Annotated in this window: 11 protein-coding genes and 2 pseudogenes; all 13 read right to left on the bottom strand. The window is 69.8% G+C overall.

Annotated elements, in window-relative coordinates; all coding sequences use genetic code 11:
- A pseudogene (locus tag G5C60_RS39660) lies at positions 1-895 on the bottom strand (putative baseplate assembly protein); the annotation flags it as partial.
- Positions 892-4,116, bottom strand: coding sequence for a putative baseplate assembly protein (locus G5C60_RS39665; RefSeq protein ID WP_165267093.1), 3,225 nt, complete (start codon positions 4,114-4,116; stop codon positions 892-894). The pseudogene G5C60_RS39660 and the gene G5C60_RS39665, both read right to left, overlap by 4 nt.
- Entirely contained in the window at positions 4,113-4,511 is a 399-nt protein-coding gene (locus G5C60_RS39670; RefSeq protein WP_165267095.1) for a GPW/gp25 family protein, read from the bottom strand. The genes G5C60_RS39665 and G5C60_RS39670 overlap by 4 nt, the downstream gene beginning before the upstream one ends.
- A complete protein-coding gene (locus G5C60_RS39675) occupies positions 4,508-4,843 on the bottom strand; it encodes a hypothetical protein (protein ID WP_165267097.1) in 336 nt (111 codons plus the stop codon). The genes G5C60_RS39670 and G5C60_RS39675 overlap by 4 nt, the downstream gene beginning before the upstream one ends.
- Positions 4,844-4,892: 49 nt before the next feature.
- Complete coding sequence (locus tag G5C60_RS39680) at positions 4,893-5,429, bottom strand: phage baseplate assembly protein V (protein ID WP_165267099.1); 537 nt, start codon at positions 5,427-5,429, stop codon at positions 4,893-4,895.
- A gap of 61 nt (positions 5,430-5,490) precedes the next feature.
- Positions 5,491-6,630, bottom strand: a complete 1,140-nt coding sequence (locus G5C60_RS39685) for a hypothetical protein (protein WP_165267101.1) — start codon at positions 6,628-6,630, stop codon at positions 5,491-5,493.
- A complete protein-coding gene (locus G5C60_RS39690) occupies positions 6,623-7,009 on the bottom strand; it encodes a LysM peptidoglycan-binding domain-containing protein (RefSeq protein ID WP_165267103.1) in 387 nt (128 codons plus the stop codon). The genes G5C60_RS39685 and G5C60_RS39690 overlap by 8 nt, the downstream gene beginning before the upstream one ends.
- A gap of 10 nt (positions 7,010-7,019) precedes the next feature.
- Positions 7,020-7,706, bottom strand: coding sequence for a hypothetical protein (locus tag G5C60_RS39695; protein ID WP_165267105.1), 687 nt, complete (start codon positions 7,704-7,706; stop codon positions 7,020-7,022).
- Entirely contained in the window at positions 7,703-8,287 is a 585-nt protein-coding gene (locus G5C60_RS39700; RefSeq protein ID WP_165267107.1) for a HEAT repeat domain-containing protein, read from the bottom strand. The genes G5C60_RS39695 and G5C60_RS39700 overlap by 4 nt, the downstream gene beginning before the upstream one ends.
- 10 nt (positions 8,288-8,297) lie before the next feature.
- Positions 8,298-15,752, bottom strand: a complete 7,455-nt coding sequence (locus G5C60_RS39705; protein WP_165267091.1) for an eCIS core domain-containing protein — start codon at positions 15,750-15,752, stop codon at positions 8,298-8,300.
- Complete coding sequence (locus G5C60_RS39710) at positions 15,749-16,069, bottom strand: DUF4424 domain-containing protein (RefSeq protein ID WP_241267408.1); 321 nt, start codon at positions 16,067-16,069, stop codon at positions 15,749-15,751. Before G5C60_RS39710 ends, G5C60_RS39705 begins: the two co-directional genes overlap by 4 nt.
- Positions 16,060-18,096 carry an ATP-binding protein gene (locus G5C60_RS39715; RefSeq protein ID WP_165267111.1) on the bottom strand — a complete coding sequence of 679 codons (2,037 nt, stop codon included), beginning with the start codon at positions 18,094-18,096 and terminating at the stop codon, positions 16,060-16,062. The genes G5C60_RS39710 and G5C60_RS39715 overlap by 10 nt, the downstream gene beginning before the upstream one ends.
- 33 nt (positions 18,097-18,129) lie before the next feature.
- A pseudogene (locus G5C60_RS39720) lies at positions 18,130-18,571 on the bottom strand (hypothetical protein); the annotation flags it as partial.

The following is an 18,571-nucleotide window of genomic DNA, read 5'->3' on the forward strand; positions in this document are numbered from 1 at the left end:
GGTTGGGGACCTGGGGCGTGGGCGGCTCGTCGCCGGGCTCGCCAGGAGCTTCGGGGGCGGCGGTCCACCGGCGCACCTCGTCGACGAGCTCCTCGAACGTGGCCGGGGCCGACCCGGGCAGAGCGATCGCGGTGATCTCGTCGTCCCGGTCGACCCGTACGTTCGCCACGGGCAGCAGCTTCCGCTCGGCGCCCGCCTTCTCCCCGAAGACGAAGAGCAACTGGTCGCCGGTCCGCAGGGAGTGGGCGGTGCCCTCGACGAACAGCTCGGAGCGGCGCTCCAGGTCCTTCGGGGTGACGAGCGAGGGACGCCTGCGCCGGACCTTGAGCTCGTTCCAGTCCCAGCGGGCCGTCAGGTCCCGGCTCGTCTCGAAGGTCTGCGACTCCTCGTCGGCGGACGCGGGCACGCTGTGGCTGCGCGCCCCACGCGGGATCACCACAGGCAAGGTCTCGGCGCGCGGATCGCGTTCGAGGCTGTACGCGAGGTGGGTGGAGGCGGCGACGCCGGGCCGTGGCCGGTGGCCGACGAGCCGGCCGAGCAGCACAAGGGAGCGGTGCTCGCCCGCCGTGCGGATGTAGGCCTCGTCGGCGATCCGCTCGGAGTGGAAGGTGAGCAGGTCGCCCAGGACGGCGGTGGCGTCGAGGAGACCGATCGCCGGGTCGTCGGGGGTGCGGACCGTGAGCCGGTTCAGCGCGGGGTACGCGGGCGAGGCGAGCCGGTCGAGCAGGGCGGCCAGGAAGGAGCCGTACTCACCGACGCGGTAGTCCAGAGCGGTGCGGCCGGGCGGGTTGTGGAGCGGGGCGGGGGCGAGGCGCTCGTCATGGCCTCCGCGGCACGCGCCGCCGCAGGCGCACTCGTCGATGTCGGTGTCGATGTAGCTGTCGCTGTCGCTCATCGGGCACCTCCGAGGGATATCGCCAGCAGGCCGTTCTCCGGCCGGTCGGGGTCGTTGTCGCAGGTGGCGATCTCCAGCGGGCGGAGCCGCAGCACGCCGTCCTCCCTCTCTCCTCGGTCCTCGTGGAACAGCCTTCGCAGGCGGGTGACATGAACGCTCTCGACACCCGGGACCGCCGCCGCGACGGCCACCAGGCGGCTCAGCCGGACCGGCTCGCCGAAGGTCAGCGCATCCGGGTGGAAGAAGCCGAGCCGTCCGTCCGGGAGCCGGCCGCTGCCGAGCACCCGGTACAGCTCGGCCAGGATCTGCCCGTGCTGGTGGCCGGGCTTCGCGCACACCGTCAGCGCGATGTCGAGCGGCACCAGGCGGGCAGGGCCGACCACGAGGTCGTGGCCGATGCGCCGGTACGCCTCCAGGGACTGCGCCACCTCGGCGAGGAGCCCCTCCGAAGGATCGCCGGTGCCGTACGGGTCGATCGCGATGTGGGCTTCCTGAGCGCTGCCGGTCCAGCGGATCTCGGCGGCGACCCGCTGCACCCCGGGCAGGGCGGACGCGAGTGCCGCGTAGTCCTCGGCGGTGACGGCGCGCAGACGGGTGCGGCGCAGGTCGAGCGGGGCCAGCTGGCGTGCCTGCTCGATCGGTTCGGGTTCCGTGCCGCCCACGGCGGGCAGCGGGTTGCGTACGCCCGCAACCGGCGGCTGTTCGCGGTCGCCGTCGCCGTCGCTGCAGAGGACCAGGTGGTTGATGGCCTCCGCGCCCACGTTTCCTGCCGTACCGCCGCCGAGCCGGTATCGCAGTTCGAGGCGGGAGCCGGGCGTCGGCCTCGCGCCGTGCCGGCCGTCGCCGAAGCGCAGCGCGAGGCGGCCGTCGTCCTCCAGTTCACCGACGAAATGCCGGTCGCGGGAGGTGCTGTCGAGCAGGTCGCGGCGCGGCTCCCAGGTCACTTCATCGCCGTCGTGGCTCTCATGGAGCCGTACGGCGGGCAGCGCCTGCCGCGGATCGTGCCGGAGCGCGGCCGTGGCGGGCCCACGGAGCACCTGCTCCTCGGGGTGCAGCCCGGCCGCGTACGCCGGACCCCAGCTCTGCGCGATCTCCCAGGCGATGTGCCCGTCGAGGACCGTGCCCGCGCGGGCCCGTGCCGTCAGCACCTCGACGCGGCGCAGCTTCGCGTCGAGCAACGTGTCGCTGCGGTGCAGGAGTTCACGCAGGGCGCGGACCGGGTGGAGGCGCAGTTCGAGCCGCTCCAGGATCTTCAGGCCGTAGATGACCGTCAGTTCGGCGATCTCCTCCTCGCCGAGCCCGTCCTGGTCGCGGGCGCTGCGCCACAGCTCGACCAGGCGCTGCTTCACGCGTGACGGGATGGCGCCGATCCGCTCGGCCTGCCCGGCGGCGACGGTCCGCAGGTCCGGGAACGGCACGGCCTGCGCCACGGGTGAGCGGCCGAGGACCGGCCGGAAGCGGGGTGCGATGCCCGGGTAGACGGACTGCGCGAGGAGGGTCCTGAGGGCCGCGGCCTGGGCGTACGCCGTGCCGGGCACTGTCCTCCCCCAGCCTCCGGCCGGGGGGACCCCCATCTCGCTTCGCTCCTGGCGCTGCCCGGCGAGTTCCAGGCCGAGTCCGGCGCGTGCGGTCGCTTCCTCGCCGACGATGTCGAACAACTCGCGGATGTCGTCGGCGGTGAGGGGCCGACCGCGCTCCGCCTTGTCCGTAAGGGAGTTGATGAGGCGACCGGGCGCGTTGCCTTCGTCGCGGTCCCAGCAGCCGAAGGCCGGAGGATCGCAGGGCGCGACGACGGCAGGCACGGGGGGCACGGTCACCGTCTCCGGGAGACCGTCGTCGCACCAGTTGAGCGAGCGGCCGTGGTCGACGAGGACGACGTTGCCGCGCGCGATCGTCACGTCTTCGACAGGTTCGCAGTCGCGTCCGCCGCGGGTGGTGAGGCAGAGCGGGAAGCGCAGTGCGTCCTCGGCGGCCCAGGTGACCTCCAGGACCGGCTGGTCCTCGATCCGGTCGATGCCCGGGGTGACGGAGGTCAGGCGTACCACCTGCCGGTGGGCCGGGTCGGCGTCACCCGGGGTGCCGGTGCGCGGGCCCTTCACCTCCTCCAGGACGAGCAAGTCCCCTGGTTTCAGTCCGAGTCGGCGCTCCTCGCAGGTCTCCGCGTCGCGCCACTCGTCGCGCAGGGTCGCGGCGGTCGCGCCCTTGGGCAGGGTGCATACCTCGCCGGCCCAGGTCCACAGGCGGATCGCGTTGTGCGCGGCCCGCAACTCCAGCGGGTCGGCGGCAGCGACCGGTTCGAAGACCTCCACGGAGCCGCGCTCGTCGAGCTCCGCGAGATCCCCGTCGTCGATGACTGTGCCGGGCTCGGGACGGTCGTGCGGGTCGAGGGTGCGTACGTCGATTGAGGCGAAGCGGTACGTGCCCGCGAGCAGCGTGTGCTCGCCGGCGGTCTCCACGGTGACGTACGCGCGGGCGTTGCAGCCGTCGTGCATCGCGTAGTCGATGAGCCGGACGTGGCGGCGTACGGAGACTCGGCGGCGCGCGGTGTCGAGGTACGCCTCCGTGGCGACCGCGTCCTGCTGGTAGCTGATCTGGTCGCCGGTGTACGCGAGCAGTTCGACGAGGGTCATGCCCAGGTCGGCGGGGTTGCGCTCGACCCAGTCGGGGGTGGTGAGCGCGAGGCGGTCGAGGAGCAGCTTGCGGATGGTCGCGTAGTCGCGGGCGGTGTAGTCGACGACGGGCGCTTCGGGGAACTCCGTTGTCGGCCCGAGCTCGTCCTTGCGGTCCACGGGCGTCGGGCAGTCGGGCAGGAAGGAGAAGTACGCGGTGTGGTAGCGCTGGTCGAAGCCGCGGTAGGGCTCCGTGCCGGGGCGCCCGTACGGGTCGGTCTCCACGAGGGAGAACCGGTAGCGGGAGGTGTCGCCGGCCCTGTCGAGGGTGACGTACAGCCGGTCGTCGAGTTCGGGATCGTCCTCGCGCTCGACGCTGACGTCGACAGCCTCGATGCCTGTGATGCGACGCCCGCCGTCGATGCGTACGTTCTCCGGGCACAGGCCGTGCGGCGCCTTGCCGAGGAACGTGACGGTGAGCATGAGCCCGTCGTCGCTCACCTCCACGGCGTCGACTCCGTTGAGCTGGGCGGCTCTTACCTTGGCCCGCCGGGAGGTGGTGGTCGCGGTGGTAGTGGCGGTGGTGGTCGCGGTGGTGGTCGTACGCGTCATGCGGCGGCCCTCCCCTCGAAGACGTCGTCCCGGCGCGTCCCTGTGGCGCGCACGGCATACGAGAGATACACGCGGACGACGTTGTCCTCGCTGACCACGTCCAGGGCCTCCACGTCGATGAGATCGCCGAGCCAGCGCTGCAAGGAGGCCTGCACGGACAGTTCGAGGGTGCTGGTGAGCTCGGGGCTGTTGGGCGCGAACACCAGGTCGAGCAGTCCGCAGCCGAAGTCGGGGCGCATCACGCGCTCGCCCGGGCTGGTGAACAGCACCTGCTCGATCAGGTCGCGGACATGCTCGTCGCGGCCGGCGTGCGCGGTGCGTCCACGGCGGTCGGCCCGGAAGGGAAACGCGATGTCGGAACGCGGGCGGGCACTCGGACGGGTGCGTGGGCTCATCGGACGGTCACCTTTCGCTGCGCGGTCCGGACGACGGGCGGCCCCTGCGGCACGAAGGCCGCCGTGAAGCACTGGGCCGCTGAGGTGTCGAGCAGCACGGGCACGCCGCCGACCATGACGCCGGTACCGTCAGCGGTCCAGCGGACGGATACGCAGGGCACGGGCACACCGTCGACGGTGTGCGGGCAGCCGCTGACGACGTAACTGTGCGCGGCCGTGGCGACGGGGGCGCCGTCCACGAGGACGGTGCCGGCCGATGTGGTGGCGGCGGTGGCTCGGCCGCCGTGCGGGCAGCTGATCACGGCGGCGCCGCCGAGCAAATTGCCGGACATCCCACCGGACATCCCAGATATCCCGGACACGTACGTTCTTCTCCCGTTCCTATCGCTTCGAGGCGACGGTCAACTGGCCCTCGTTGATGTCCACTTGGTTGCCGCGCAGGATGACCTCCGCGCCGAGACCGTTGGAGATCACGATGGCTTCCTTGGTGATGCGGATGTACGCCCCGCCCTGGGCCTGCAGCAGAATCCCCTGATCGGAGCCGGGCGGATCGCTCATCACGATCTTGTGCGCCCCGGGTGTCTGCACCACGACGGGCTTGGCCTGCGACGCGGGCTGTACGAGACGGCGGGCATCCGGCGGCAGCTCGGTCTGCTCTCCGTACCAACACCCCGTCCACACCGGGAAGCTGGGGTCGCCCTGCTCGAACTCCACCCACACACCGGCCCCGGGCGGCGGCACCACGAACTGACCCGCCTCCGGTCCGGTGAACGGCAGGCAGGGCAGCGCCCAGGTCGACGCCTCGTCGCCCAGGACGTCCGGGACCTCGACGGTGATCCGGCCGATGTGCAGCGGATCGTTGTTGTCCACGACTCGGCCCCGGAACTTGCCGAGGTAGCGATTGCTGGGTGCCGCCATGCTGAACTGCTCCTGGTCTGTGGTGTGGTGCGTGGTGAGTCCGCGTTGCCGGTCGCCGGGCCTAGGGCCGTACGTACGCGCTGCGCGCCTCGAGGCCTTCTCGGCTCAGCGTGAAGTTCTGCTGGAAGGAGCCCGGACGCAGGTGGTGCGTCACGGACTTGACGTAGTAGTCGCCGTCGTACGCGCGTCCGGAGCCGCGCACGCCGACGAGTTGGCGGGGCTGCAGGACGTAGCCGTGCCGGTTGACGTCGAGCGATCCTGAGCCCGAGATCACGTCGGCGGAGACGGCGGCGCGGGCGAGGAGTTCGGCCTCGGCCTGCTCGCGCTGCTGCTTGGCGGTGCCGGAGAGGGTCTTGCGCTTGAGGGCGGGGGTCGGCCGCCTGCCGAGCGGCGGACGCAGCGGGCTGATGGGCGGCTGAGGCAGGAGCGTGGACTGTCGCGTCCCCGGGTCCTGCCAGCGGGCCTGCGGCTCTTCCCGTGCGGTCCCGTCGTACGCGAACGTCAGCTGGTCGACAGTCGAGTCGGCGCCCATGTTGACGTTGAGGGCGTGCTGGCGGATGCCGAGGCGGACCTCGGGTCCCCAACGGGCGGAGGACTGGCCCGGGTTGGGGCCGGGCTCCAGGTAGAAGGTGTAACCGTTGGTGCGCGCGAGTTCGTTGATGTACTGCAGGTCGGTGCCGGTCTGGTAGTGGACGCGGAGGTCCTGGTGCGGGGGCTGGGTGACCTTCTCGGCGTACACGTCGGGGCGGATGCCGTAGTCGGAGTAGCGGCGCAGGATGGCGAGGACGCGCTCGGAGGGCGGCAGGTTGGGGTAGCGGTCGGTCCGCTCTTCGAGGTCCATGAGCAGGCTCAGATCCTCACCGGTGACGGTGAGGGTGGAATGGCCGGGCTGATTACTGGCCCCGACCTCCTGGCGCACGATGAGGCCGTCGAAGAGCACCTCGGGAGTGCCCTTGATGGTGACGGTGACGATGACCCGGGTCTTCGGGTCGAAGAACCCTTCGGGGAGGAGGCTGCGACTGATCAGCCCGTTCTTCGTCAGATCGAAAGCCAGCTGAAACCCGCTGCGTTCGCCCGCGGTCGCGGTGATCTGGGCGGACAGCAGCGCTTCGGTCACGTCGGCCGGGACCGGCCGGGCGAGCTTCGGCCCCATGTGCAGGGTGATGTGGATGGGGCCTTGCCCCACGGGCACCTCAGACACGCCGGGCTCCCCGGTCTCCCCGCGGGAACCTGCCGACGAGCGGCACGTCGATCTCCTGGCCCGCTTCCTCGGTCAACTCCCGGGGATCCAGCACCGGGTTGGCGTCGGCGATCTGCCACCACTGGCCGGGGTCGCCGAAGTAGCGCTGCGCGAGGAGGTCCGGGCGCTCACCCGCGCTGACGGTGTGCGTCTGCGTGTCGTCCTCTGCCCGCTCTTCCTGGAGCGGGGGCAGCAACCGCCGCTTGGTGTAACGGACTTCGGTCCCGTCGGGCTTCCGATGGATCCCGATCTCGGCGTCGTGGTAGCGGCTGTTGCGCGGATAGGGGTGGGCCCCCGGTATCGCGTCCAGCGCGTTCTCGTACGGCTCGATGTCGGCCATGGCGTTCCTCTCAGCCCCTTCCCGTCCCGATGTCACCGGCGTTGAGCCCCAGCGAGCCGAGCCCTCCGCCGCGGGCCGCGCCGGCGAGGCGTTCCTTCTGGGCGAGGTGCGCGTAGTAGAGCTCGGCGCCGCGGTGCCCGAGCGGCAGATCACTGACGGTGAGCACCTTGAGCCCGATGCTGAGCGAGGCCCGGATGGGGTTGAGGTTGACGTCGAAGGCGGACTCGTTGATGGACAGCTCCGTCAGCCGCACGGGCATGACGCGCTTGCTCCCCCACGTGAAGAGGGTCAGCGGCATCTCGATGGGGCTGATCTCGATGGTGCCCTTCTGCGACAGCCGGCTGGCTGCCCGGAGTTGCGCGCTGGTGGGCTGCACGAGCATTTCGAGCGTCGCGAGTTGCGGGTGAATCCCGTCGGGCGCGGGGATCTCCAGCTGATCGGTGGCATCGATCTCGGCCGTGAACTTCCACGTCTCCTGGGCAGGCCCCTTCAGCCGAAGCGCCTCGTTTCTGTCCCCACTTCCACTCCCACCTCCGCCACCGTCGCCTCCGGCTCCTGCGGACTGGGGCGAGATGGAGCGTTCGAGGGTGTCGGGGTTGAACTGCAGCACGATGATGCGTTGGGGGGTGCCGCGTTCGGGGTCGACTATGACTATGCCGGAGCGGATGGGGTTGGGGATGTCGGCGTAGCGAGTCATGAATCTGCGATCCCTACCTGTCCGAATACGTCGAGCATTTCCTGCGCATCTCCTCGGACATGATCATCCGAGTCCCTCTCGGCCGTTTCACGCAGAGCGGGAAGATATTCAGACGAGGGGGAATAGGACATTGCATAAATTGCCGCCGAGCGAGTACGGGGCTCCTGGTCATGAATGGCGATGTTGATCCTGTGACAGACGTCAGCGTCGAACTCATGAGGAGCCCCGAGAGCCACCATCAGCAGGGCTTTGCGGCGCTCCTCAGTGTGACTGGGCGATGCATCGAAAGCTCTTAGCAGTTCATCGCGAGAGTACACGGTAATTTCATGAACGGCATGCCTGGTCATTGAAAGACAAAGGTTAGAATATTCCGCTTCGATAAAGAAGTAGGAACAACGCGTTGCATCGTCTTCGAAGAATTTCAGGACGGCCCCACCAGTCATCGCCCATTCGATCGACCGAATTTCACCAGATGCAGGATCTTCTGCCACATCAAGGACTTTCGACCAGCCATGTTTCCGCGCATATTCTTCCACGTCATGCTCCGGTGATTGGCTGCGGACAATGAACCGCGGGGACATGTACGACACGTTACCCCCGACCTCCGTACCTATTTTGATTGTGCAGATTCAACTCTTCCATCAACGACTCAAGGAACTCCTTGCCCCCTGAAGCACTTATTCCGTAAATCGCCAATACTCTACGTCGGATCTCAAGGATGAGCCGGTCCTCTTCTGTCTCGGCTGCACCACTGCTAGCCACCTTGAAGTCAGACAATGAATTCACCCACAACTGAATCGCCTTGATCTCTCGCGCCGCGAGACGATTCAATTCGGGTAGGTTATCCCAGCGCTTAGGTTCGTTGACACGCGCAGGCAAGGTGTCGTCAAGGTACAGTGGCAGATTCCGCGCCCTGCTCTCCGACCCTTTAGGCTGCATGGCCCAGTACCCCTCGTACGCCTTGTCGGCCACCCCAGGCAACGCTCGGTCTGCGGGCTCTGGATCCACCGCGTCCGCATGCCACCTTTCCGCCGATGCCTCCTCAGGAGTCATCTTCTTCCTATTCATCATGTCGAGCACCATCGCGTGAGTTGCCAGAGCTCCGATATTCCTGTGCGATTCCTGCTGAATCAGCCACACGTACAGTTGCCACGAAAGGTCCAGATGTGACCCAACAGGCTTGCGCCCGCGGGCGAAGCGCAGGACATTGGCGATGGCCTGGTTCACTGCGGTGTTGCCGTGCGTCTTCCGCATGGCCTTGAGCTTCCCCGGAAGTTCATCGTATCCGAGGCTTACTGGTTGAGGATCGCCAGGGAACTGCACCTGAACGACTCGATTCGCTCTTCCTGGATTCCAGCCACTCCCTTTGTTCCGCTGAGCATCCAACTGTTCGCCAGTATGCGTTTCCTCACGAATCTTGTCTCCCATACGGGGATTGAGGTTGTTGCGCATGCGCAACAGATGTTGAGTGGTTCCGCCTTTACTTCCGGGTCCACCAGAAATTGAGGGTCGCAAGTCACCACCACGCAACGGAAGATCTTCCTGGAAGTTCTCGATCCCGCCGGTCGCAGCGACATCAAGTCCGCCCTGCTCGAATATCTCGATACCAATCCTCCGGATCGCCCGTAGGATGCGATTGGTTTCGACCTGCACTCCACCGATGTCAACGGTATCGCCCACCAGGACTCGTTCCGAGGGGTTCAGCCGCGCCTCGATCGCAAAGCTGTCCGGGCCGTTAAGTGTCAGCTGAGTGAGCCGGTGCCATGCCCTCATCGCGGCAAGAACCAGGCGGAGTACAGGGCCCCGTACACCTTGTTTCAGCATGCGCGACAGCATGGGGCGGATTCGTGCCACGATTCTGCGGAGTCGGTCTTCCTTGGACTGCTGGGAGTTCTCCTTCTTCCGGGCCTCCTCTCTCTTTCGTTGCTTCTGCTCCTGGCGGCGGTGCTGCTGCTTCTTGAGCAAGTCCCTGCGGTGCTTGTAGGCGTCGCGCATGCGGCGCGAGTCGTTGTTGAGCTTGCGGCCAGTCTTTCGGTCCTTGCTTGTCAGCCGGCGGCTGGCTCGACGGGTCCGGTTCAAAGCGGACTTGACCGTCTGGCGAGCCCGCCGCAGCGCGCGGCCAGAGCGGGATTCACCGTCGTGGCGCGGTTGCTTCTTGCTGCCCTCCGTCTCCTTGCGGCGGTCTCCATCCCTGCTGCGATCGCTATCGGGGCGTCGCTCGTTGTCCGGCCGCCGATGGTCGTCCCGCTTCGGGGACCCCGGGCGGTTGTCCGTGGGACGGCGGGCGTCGCTGCGCGTGCCCGGGCGGGTGGTGTCGCGGTCGCGGGTCCGCTCGTCGTCGCGGCGGCGGCCGGGGCGGCGGAGGGTGTCGCGGGCGGCGCCCCGACGCTGGGTGTCGCCGTCGCGGGAGCGGAGTTTGCGGTTGGCGTCGCGGACGCGGCGGCGGGCGAGGTTGACGTCCTTGCCCTCCTCGCGGCGCTCCTCCCTGCGGTCCTTACGCTCCTCCTGTTTCGCCCGGTCGCGCTGCTCCTGCCGGCGAGGCTTCTTCTCCGGAGACGGCCGCTTCTCGGGGCGCGCCTCCTTCTCCGGACGGGACTCCCTTCGCGATGCCGGCCCCCTTCGCGATGCCGGCTGCTTTCGCGGCGAGCGGGGCTTGTTCGCGCGCGGTGCCGGCTTTTTCTTCCGCATGCTCTTCGCCATACCGCTCAGCGACTTGCTGACCTTGCCCATGTACTTGCCGACGCCGCTGATCAGCGCCTCGTAGATCAGCTCCAGCAGCGCGACGACACCGGCGGCGACGGCCTTGGCGAACATGATCGCCGCCTTCGCGCCACCGGCCTTCACGGCCTTCAGGTACTCCATGAACGTGCCGAAGGCGCGCAGAATCTCACTCAGTGCCCCGTAGGCGGTCTTCAGCGCGTCGATGACGGCCATCACCCAGCCGGCGCCCGGAATGAGCTTGGCGACGACCTTGGTGACGATCAGTTCGCCGATGATGAGGGGGAGTTGGGGGACGGCGGCGTCCCAAGCCATCTTGCCCATCTCCTCCTTGCTCACCCCGCCCTTGACGAGGGTGTTGAAGGTCTCCAAGGGGATGCCGACGATCTCCTGGACCTTCTGGTTGAACCACTCTTTCACCGCGATCTTCACCTCGTCGAAGAGGTGGTTGCGGGCGCCGCTCTCCGCGGACGCCTTGGCGTTGCTGATCCAGCCACCCGGGTCGGTGACGATGTCGCTCGCGATCTGCGCCCACTCGCCGAGGCCCTTCAGCAGGGCGCCGCCGTATTCCATGGCCTTGGTGACGTAGGTCTCCGCGACGGAGACCGCGGCGAGCAGCCCCTTCTCCAGCAGGTCCAGGCCGGCGAGCAGCACCTTGCCGAGGCCGTCGAGGAGTTTGCCGATGCCCTTCTTCAGTGCGTCCGCGGCCTCGTTGACCTTCTTGACCGCGGCGTCGCGGGCGCCGTCGATGGTGTTGCGCCACTTGTCGCGCATCGCCGGGTAGTCCTTGAGGAGTTCGTCCCCGAGGGCGATGAGGGCGTCGGCGAAATCGTTGATCTGTTTGACGACCCAGTCGCGGGCCTTGTCGATGAGGTCGAACACCTGCTTCTTGAACTCGTCGATGATGCCGGTGACGAGGTTGCGGGCCTTCTCGAAGATGCCCTTGATGGCGTTCTTGAGCTTGTTGAACTGCTCCTTGACCCAGTCGATGCCCTGGCTGATCCAGTTCCCGGACTTCTCCTTGTCGTTGTCGCGTTTGTTCTCGGCGTCCTTCTCGGCGCCCTCGCGCTTCTTGTCGATCTCCTTGTTGTCGTCCTCGGTGCGCTTGTCGACCCTCTTGTCCGTGTCCTCCTTCTTGTCCTTGATGTCCTTACGGGCCTTGTCGTACTTCTTGCCTTTCTTGCCCTCGATGTCGGCGGTCTTGTCGTCCTGCTCCTTGCGCCACTTGTCACGGGAGGCGGCCACGTCGGAACGGCCCTTGTTCCGCGCGTTCTCCTGCGTCCTGCCGCTGGAGGAGACCTCCTGCTGGACGTTCTTCTCGTGCCGCTGCTTGTCCTGCTTGGCCTTCTTGTCCTTCTCGGCCCGCTCCTCGGACATCTGCTTCTGGCCCTGCGAGAAGCCCCGCTTGATCTGCGGCCCCCGGTCGTGTTCGGCCACCGCGGAGACGGCTTCGACGGTCACGGGGCCGCCGGCACCCGGAGCCTTCCCGCCGCGCGGGCCACCGCCCCTGGCGTCCCGGCCGCCGCCTCCCTTGTCGCCGTCGACCTTGCCTTCGAGGGTCTCCTTCGGAACGTCCGGGTAGATCTGGTCCTCGCCCATCGGGCGGGCGGCGTCCTCCCGGCCGGCCTTCTGCAGCTCCTGGTTCTTTTCGTCGAGCTTCTTCTGCTGCTTGTCGGTGCGTTCCGGGTCGGCGTCGGCGTCCGTCGGCAGCCTCGGCGCGTCACCGACGCGCGCGCCCTGCATGCCCTCGTCGGTGGTCTCCACGTCGGCGATGGAGTCGGCGACCTTGCCGGCGAGCCCCTTCAGGATTTCCCAGCCGATGTCCCACCAACTCGGCTCCTCCGCCTGGGACTCGGGCAGCTCGCCCTTGGGCCTCTCCTCCCCGTTGATCTCCGGGGTCTTGCCCTTCGCCGCGTCGGTCTTGGCGACCTTCTCGTTGGTGTACTGACCGGGCGCGGCCGGCTTCGGCCCGCCGCGCAGTGTCTTGGGCGAGCCCGAGGGGCGCTCCATCTTCGGCGGAGCCTTCTGCAGCGCCGCCCGTTCCTTGCCGACGGACTTGTTGACCGCACCGTCGACGCCTTGGATGGTCTGCAGCGCCTGGTGCGGCTTCAGCTTCCCCGCGGCCGCGAGACCGGCCTCCGGTGTGGAGTTGGAGACGTCGGGAGCCGGGCCGTCCTTCTTGCCCTTCAGCGGGGCGGGGCCGCCTCCGCCCTTGGGGGCCTTCGGCGCCGGTCCACCGCCCTTGGCCGCCTTCGCCGTCGCCGACCTGGACGCATCGGCCTTGGGCGCGGAGGGCTTCGGCGGCGCCGACTTGGCGGCCGCGGGCCGGTCGGGCTGCTTCGCGGCGGGCTGAGCGGCCTTGGCCGCCTTGGCCGCCTTCTTCGCCTCCGGTTTCGGCTTCTCCTGCTTGGGCGGCGCGTCCGCCCTGGGTGCCGTCTCCTTGGGCTGAGGCGCGGACGACTTGCCGGCAGCCTGCGAAACGGCCGGGATGCCGCCGCCTCCCTGCGAACCACCGCCTGCGCCGGAACCCGCGCCCGGGCCTGCGCCTTCCGACACCTTCGGGGCCGCCTCCGCAGAGGCCGACTCCTCCCCGGCGGCCTTGTCCTCCTCGGTGGCCTGGCCCTTGCCGGCCGAGGCCTCCTTCGTGGCCCCGTCGTCCTCCGCCTTCTCCCCGGACGTCTCCCCCTGCTTCTCTCCGGAGGACGAACCGCCCGAGGATTCGGCCTCCTTACTGCCGGAATCCTTACTCGCGAAATCCTTACTCGCGGAATCCTTTTCTCCGGACTCCTCGGTGCTCTTCTCCTCGGAGGCCGACTTCTGGTCCGTGCCCGAACCCGAACTGCTGTCGTCGGACTTCCCCCCGGAGGAATCGGAGTCCTTGCCGCCCTCGGCGCTCTTGCCCTCCTGCGAGGCGCTCTTCGCGCCGTCCTGCTTCTCGCCCGAGTCCTTGCCGGAGCCACCGGACCCGGTGGCCTGGCCCCGCTTGTCCTCGTCGGCCTTGGCGAGTTTCTCGGAGGAGCCGTCCTTGGAGTTCTCCCCTTCGCCGCTCTCACCGGTTTCCTGGCCCGAGTCCTCCTCGGCACGGCGGGTCTGGGAGTCGCGTTCGCGGTCCTCGGAGCGTTCCCGCTTCGTGTCCGCGTCGCCGGGGTCGCCGTCCTTGTTCCCTTCGGCGTTGTTCTCTTCGTTCTCTCCAGCCTTGTTCTCTTCGGCCTTGCTCTCTTCGGCGTTCTTCCCGTCCGGCCCGCTGTCCGCGTCGCCGTCCTTGTCGGCGCCGTTGCCCGCGCCCGCCTCGGGATCGGGGCCCACCTCCTGGTCAGCGGTCCTGCCGGACTGCAGGTCCTTGTCGGCCTGGGCGTCGGCCTCGTTCCGTTCCGCCGGGCCGTTCGCGCCCTCCTCGGCGTCCTCCTCCGCACGGGCGTCCTCGACCGCGTCGGCCTTCGTGGGCGGAGGCTTCGGCACGCTCGGAACGCCGTGCTTGCCCTGGACACCCTCCGCGGCACCGGGCCCCTTACGGTCGCCGTCCGCCGACTTCCCGGAGGACGTACCGTCCCGGCTGCCGGGCTGCCGGGCAGAGTCCGTCCCATCACGGGAGGTGTCCTGGCCGCCGCGCGCTGCCGAAGCCGAGTTGCCCGCGGACGACGTACCCGGAGCCATCCGGTCCGCGGTCTGTACGCCGGAGACGTCCAAGTCGCCCTCGGGAACATGGTCCTGGGGCTTGATCTCGGTGTCCCAGGCGCTCTTCTCGCCGTCCTGCTCGTCGGCCTTGTCCTCGGCGTCTCCGGCACCCCCGGCGTTCTCGGCGTCGTCGTCGAGACCGGCAGCCGGGTCCTCGCCATCCGCCTCCAGACCGAGAGGTTCGTCGTCCTCGGAGTCCTCGTCCTCCAAGGTGCGTTCGTCGTCCGTGCGTCGACCGCCCTGACGGTCCTTCTCACCCGGTTCGGCGTCGCTGCGGTCGATGCCGCCGGCTGTCTTCGCGCTCTGCTTCCGGTTCTCCTCGTCGGCCTTGTCGCCCTCGCCTTCCCGCTCCCGTTCGGCGGTGGACTCGGCCTCCTTCTTCCCGGCCTCGCGCTCCTCCTCGCGGCTGCCGGAGTCCTTGCCGTCCTCCTTGTTCTGCTCCTCCTCGTCCTTCTTCTTCTGCTCCTCCTTGTCCTGGTCCTCCCGTTTCTGCTTGTCCGAGTCTTCGGCGTTCTGCTCGCTCTCCTGCTGCTTCCCGTCCTGTTCGCGGGCGCTGCGGCCGTCGACGGACTCCTGCTCGCCGGACTCGGTGCCGACGCCCTTGCCAGAGCCGTTGGAGCCCTTCGGGCCTGCGGCCTTTCCGCTGCCGCCCCCTGCGTCACGGTCGGGCGTGCTGTCCCGGTCGGGGGCCTCGGCCTTGCGGCGCTGGGTGCGCTTGCGGCGCTCGTCCTTCGCCTTCTCCTTGTTCTCCTGAGCGGCCTGTACGTCGGCCCGCTTGCGCTCGCGCTCCTGCTCGACCACGTCGATGGTGTCGGGTATCGCCTCCGGGGCGAGGCTTCCGTCCATCGGCAGCGGCGCCTCCTGCTCGACCTCGTCGACCAGGTCCAGCAGCCGCCCGTACTCCGGCGACGACAGACGCACCTCGAGCCGGTCCAGCACCGAATCCTGCAACTCGGGCGCCATGCGGGCCAGTTCGATGCGGACACGGTGGGAGACGTCCGCCGGGTCCCCGCGCAGCGACCGCAGTACGCTGCCGACGAGCCGCTCCACCAGCCCCGCCGGGTCGAGCTTCTCCGCGCGCATGCGGTCCGCGTCGACAGTGGCGTAGCGCATCCAGGCGGGGGTGACCTCGCCCTTCTCGACGTCCACGGGCTGCGAGGCTTCGGGGGCCTCGGCCGCGGTCTCCTCACGCGTCAGCCGCCGCGCCGTCGACTCCGCCTCCTGCTCGGCGGCCTCCTGCGGCAGACTGACGGCGCCGAGGTCGCGGCCGGCCACCAACGGGCCCGCGCCGTACGAGTTCTGGACGGTGTGCAGCAGCTCGTGCGCGAGCAGCCGCTGCCCCTCCGCCGTGCCGGGGGCGTAGGCGCCCTCGCGGAAGAAGATGTCCTGGCCGACGGCGACGGCGTCCGCACCCAGCATCTCCGTGAGATGGCCCGCGTCGCGATCGGTGTGCAGACGCACGCGGCTGAAGTCGTGGCCGAGCTGCTCCTCCAGCTCCCGTCGTACGCCCACGTCGAGCGGCTGTCCGGCGCCGCTCACGATGTCCTTGGGCTCGGGCGTACGGGCCTTGGCCGCGCGCTCCTTGCGCTTGCGGCGGCGCTGTTCCGCAGCCTCGTCCGAACGGGCGTCCTGTGTCGGGGAGTTGCCGCTCACCGTGTCACCTCCCCGCGGCCGGAGAACCCCGCGTGCACGGCACGCGCCAGCTCCTGGCCGAGCCGTCGCGCGGACAGCCCGGCGGGCAGTGGCGGCAACCCGGACAGCGCGTCCAGGGTCACCCCACCGTCCGCCGCCAGCGGCACGCCGCGTTCCCGTACCAGGCGGGTCAGTTCGCGCTCGAACTCGGCGGAGACCCGGTCCGGATCCACCTGGAAGCCGTCGAGGACGAGTTCGCCGATGTTCACGCGGATCGCACGCGGCTCCCCGCCCGCGCCCATGCGCGCATCCCTTCGCACACCGCTGTTCACACCCATCCGCGGACCTCCCCCGGCGTCAAAGAGCGCTCCAGCTTGAGGTATTCGGTGCGGGCCGCCGCGAGCATGTGCCGCATCTGCAGCCGGTCGCCCTCCTCGGCGGCGAGGAAGGCGCCGGAGAGGGCGATGTTGCGGATCGAGCCACCCGCGACGGTGAGTTGGGCGAGGCGCTCCGGGTCGATGCCCTTCGTCGGGGTCTGCGGCGGCAGCACCCGTCGCCAGATCTCCGCGCGCTCGTGCTCGGCGGGGAAGGGGAAGTCGACCACGAAGCGGATGCGGCGCATGAAGGCCGTGTCCAGGGCCTTCTTCATGTTGGTGGTGAGGATCGCGAGGCCCCGGTAGGCCTCCATCCGCATCAGCAGATAGCTGACCTCCAGGTTCGCGTACCGGTCGTGGCTGTCCTTGACCTCGCTGCGCTTGCCGAAGAGGGCGTCGGCCTCGTCGAACAGGAGGAGTGCTCCCCCGCGTTCGGCGGCGTCGAAGACCTTGCGGAGGTTCTTCTCGGTCTCGCCGATGTACTTACTGACCACCTGGGAGAGGTCAATGACGAAGAGATCGAGGCCGAGTTCCCTGGCCATGACCTCGGCGGCCAGCGTCTTGCCCGTGCCGGAGCCGCCCGCGAACAGGGCGGTGACGCCGAGGCCGCGACGCAGGGTCGCCGCGAACCCCCACTCCTGGTGCACCGTGGCCCGCTGCCGCACGTGCGCGACGATCTCGCGCAGCACGCTCGTCTGCCGCTCGTGCAGGACGAGGTCGTCCCAGCCCGCCTCGGGCTCGATACGGCGGCCCAGCTCGTCCATCCCCATCCGGGCCTCGTGCAGCCCGGCCCGCCAGGCGAGCGCGGCGGCGTCGAGCTCGTCCTCGCCGGGCAGATCACGGCGTACGGTGGCGGCGGCGGAACGTACGACGTGCGGCGGTAGCTGGAACTGCGCGACCAGCGACCGCAGTTGGCCCTCCGCGATGTCGGCGACGCCCGTGAACGCGCCCGCCCACAAGCCGAGTTGCTCCTCGTCGTCCAGGCGCGGCACGGCCACCCGCGCGCCGTGCGCCCGGTCCGTCTGCCGCGGGTCGCCGCTCGACACGACGACGGGAACGGCTGCCCCGGCCAGGAACGCGTCGGTGGCCGCGTGCTGGTCGCGGTCCAGTTCGCCGGCCTCCACCAGCAGCGCGGCAGGCAGCAGGATCGCCTCGCGCTGCCACAGCCGGGCGAGCCGGTCGCGCTCCGCCGCGTCGGTGGGGATGTCCTCGGCACTCATCGCGTACAGCCCGAGCCCGGACCGTGCGGCCGCCGCCGCGGCGATCTCGGCCCGGCTGCGCAGATCGCCGCCGACCAGCTCGACGAGCAGCGGCGCGTCCGGGCGCGCACCGGTCGTCCAGCCGGCGGCGACCCGGTTGGCGGCCAGGTCGTACGACGGCGGCAGCTCGTCCTGCACGGGAGTACGGCGCAACTGGCCGTGCAGCCGGGCGTCCAGGTAGGGCGAGCCGAGCAGGAAGTGCAGGATGCGCTCGTCGAGCCGCAGCCGGGACAGCGTCAGGCGCGACGCGTCGTCCAGCTCCACGATGCGCCAGCGCCGCAGCGGTGCCACCGGGGTCAGAGCGCTCCAGTGCGGTTCGCCGAGCGCGGCCAGGGCGAGCGAGAAGGTCGGGTACGCCCGCTCCGGGTCACCGCTCGCGGCGGCGCAACGGGCGGCGGTCGTGGGGTCCAACTCGTAGGCGGCAGTGAGGAGTACGAGGTCCCGTTCGAAGGCTGTGAGGCCGAAGCAGGTGACGAGCGCGTCGAGGGGCCCGGCGGTCGCGGGAGCCGCCGGGTTCTGTACGGGGTGGACGGCACCGTCGCGCTCACCGGCGTCGTCGTCGGACCGCGGGGCCTTGCCCGGCCCGGCCGCGCGCGCCGCGTGGGCGTCGACGCGGGCCAGGACACGGCGGATCTCCGCGGCCAGCGCGGGGCTGCCGCCCGGTGCGCCCGCCCCGTCCGGTGTGTCCGACGCGCCCGGTGCGCCCGGCGTGCCCGTCTCGTACGTCCCCATGTCCTCACCTGCCCCCGTCGTGCCCATGCCGCCTCAGCTCTCCGCGCCCTCGGAGCCACCCGCCGCGGAGGAGGGGGAGGAAGAGTCCGAGCCCGGCTCCGCAGAGGGGTCGGTGGAAGGTGCGGCACTCGTGCTCTTGGCCGCGCCGCGCGCGGGCCTGCCCGGCTGCGCCCCCTTGCGGGCGCGCCCCGTCGCCTTGGCAGCGGCCTTGGCAGGGGCCTTCGCCACAGACTTGGCGGACTTGGCGGGCGCCTTCTCCGGCACCTTCGCCGCGGACTCGGCTGGCGCCTTGGCCGCTGACTCGGCGGGCGCCTTGGCCACGGTCTTGGCTGCGGCCTTCGCCACGGCTTTCCCGGGCGCCTTCGCCACGGCCTTCCCGGACGCCTCCGCCGGCGCCTTCCCGGGCGCCTTCTCCGGCGCCTCCGCGGAAGCGCCGCCTTCCGCAGGCGTGGGGGCCCCGCTCTCCCCCGCCCCC

This window comes from Streptomyces scabichelini (genome assembly GCF_011045015.1).
Lineage (GTDB): Bacteria > Actinomycetota > Actinomycetes > Streptomycetales > Streptomycetaceae > Streptomyces > Streptomyces scabichelini.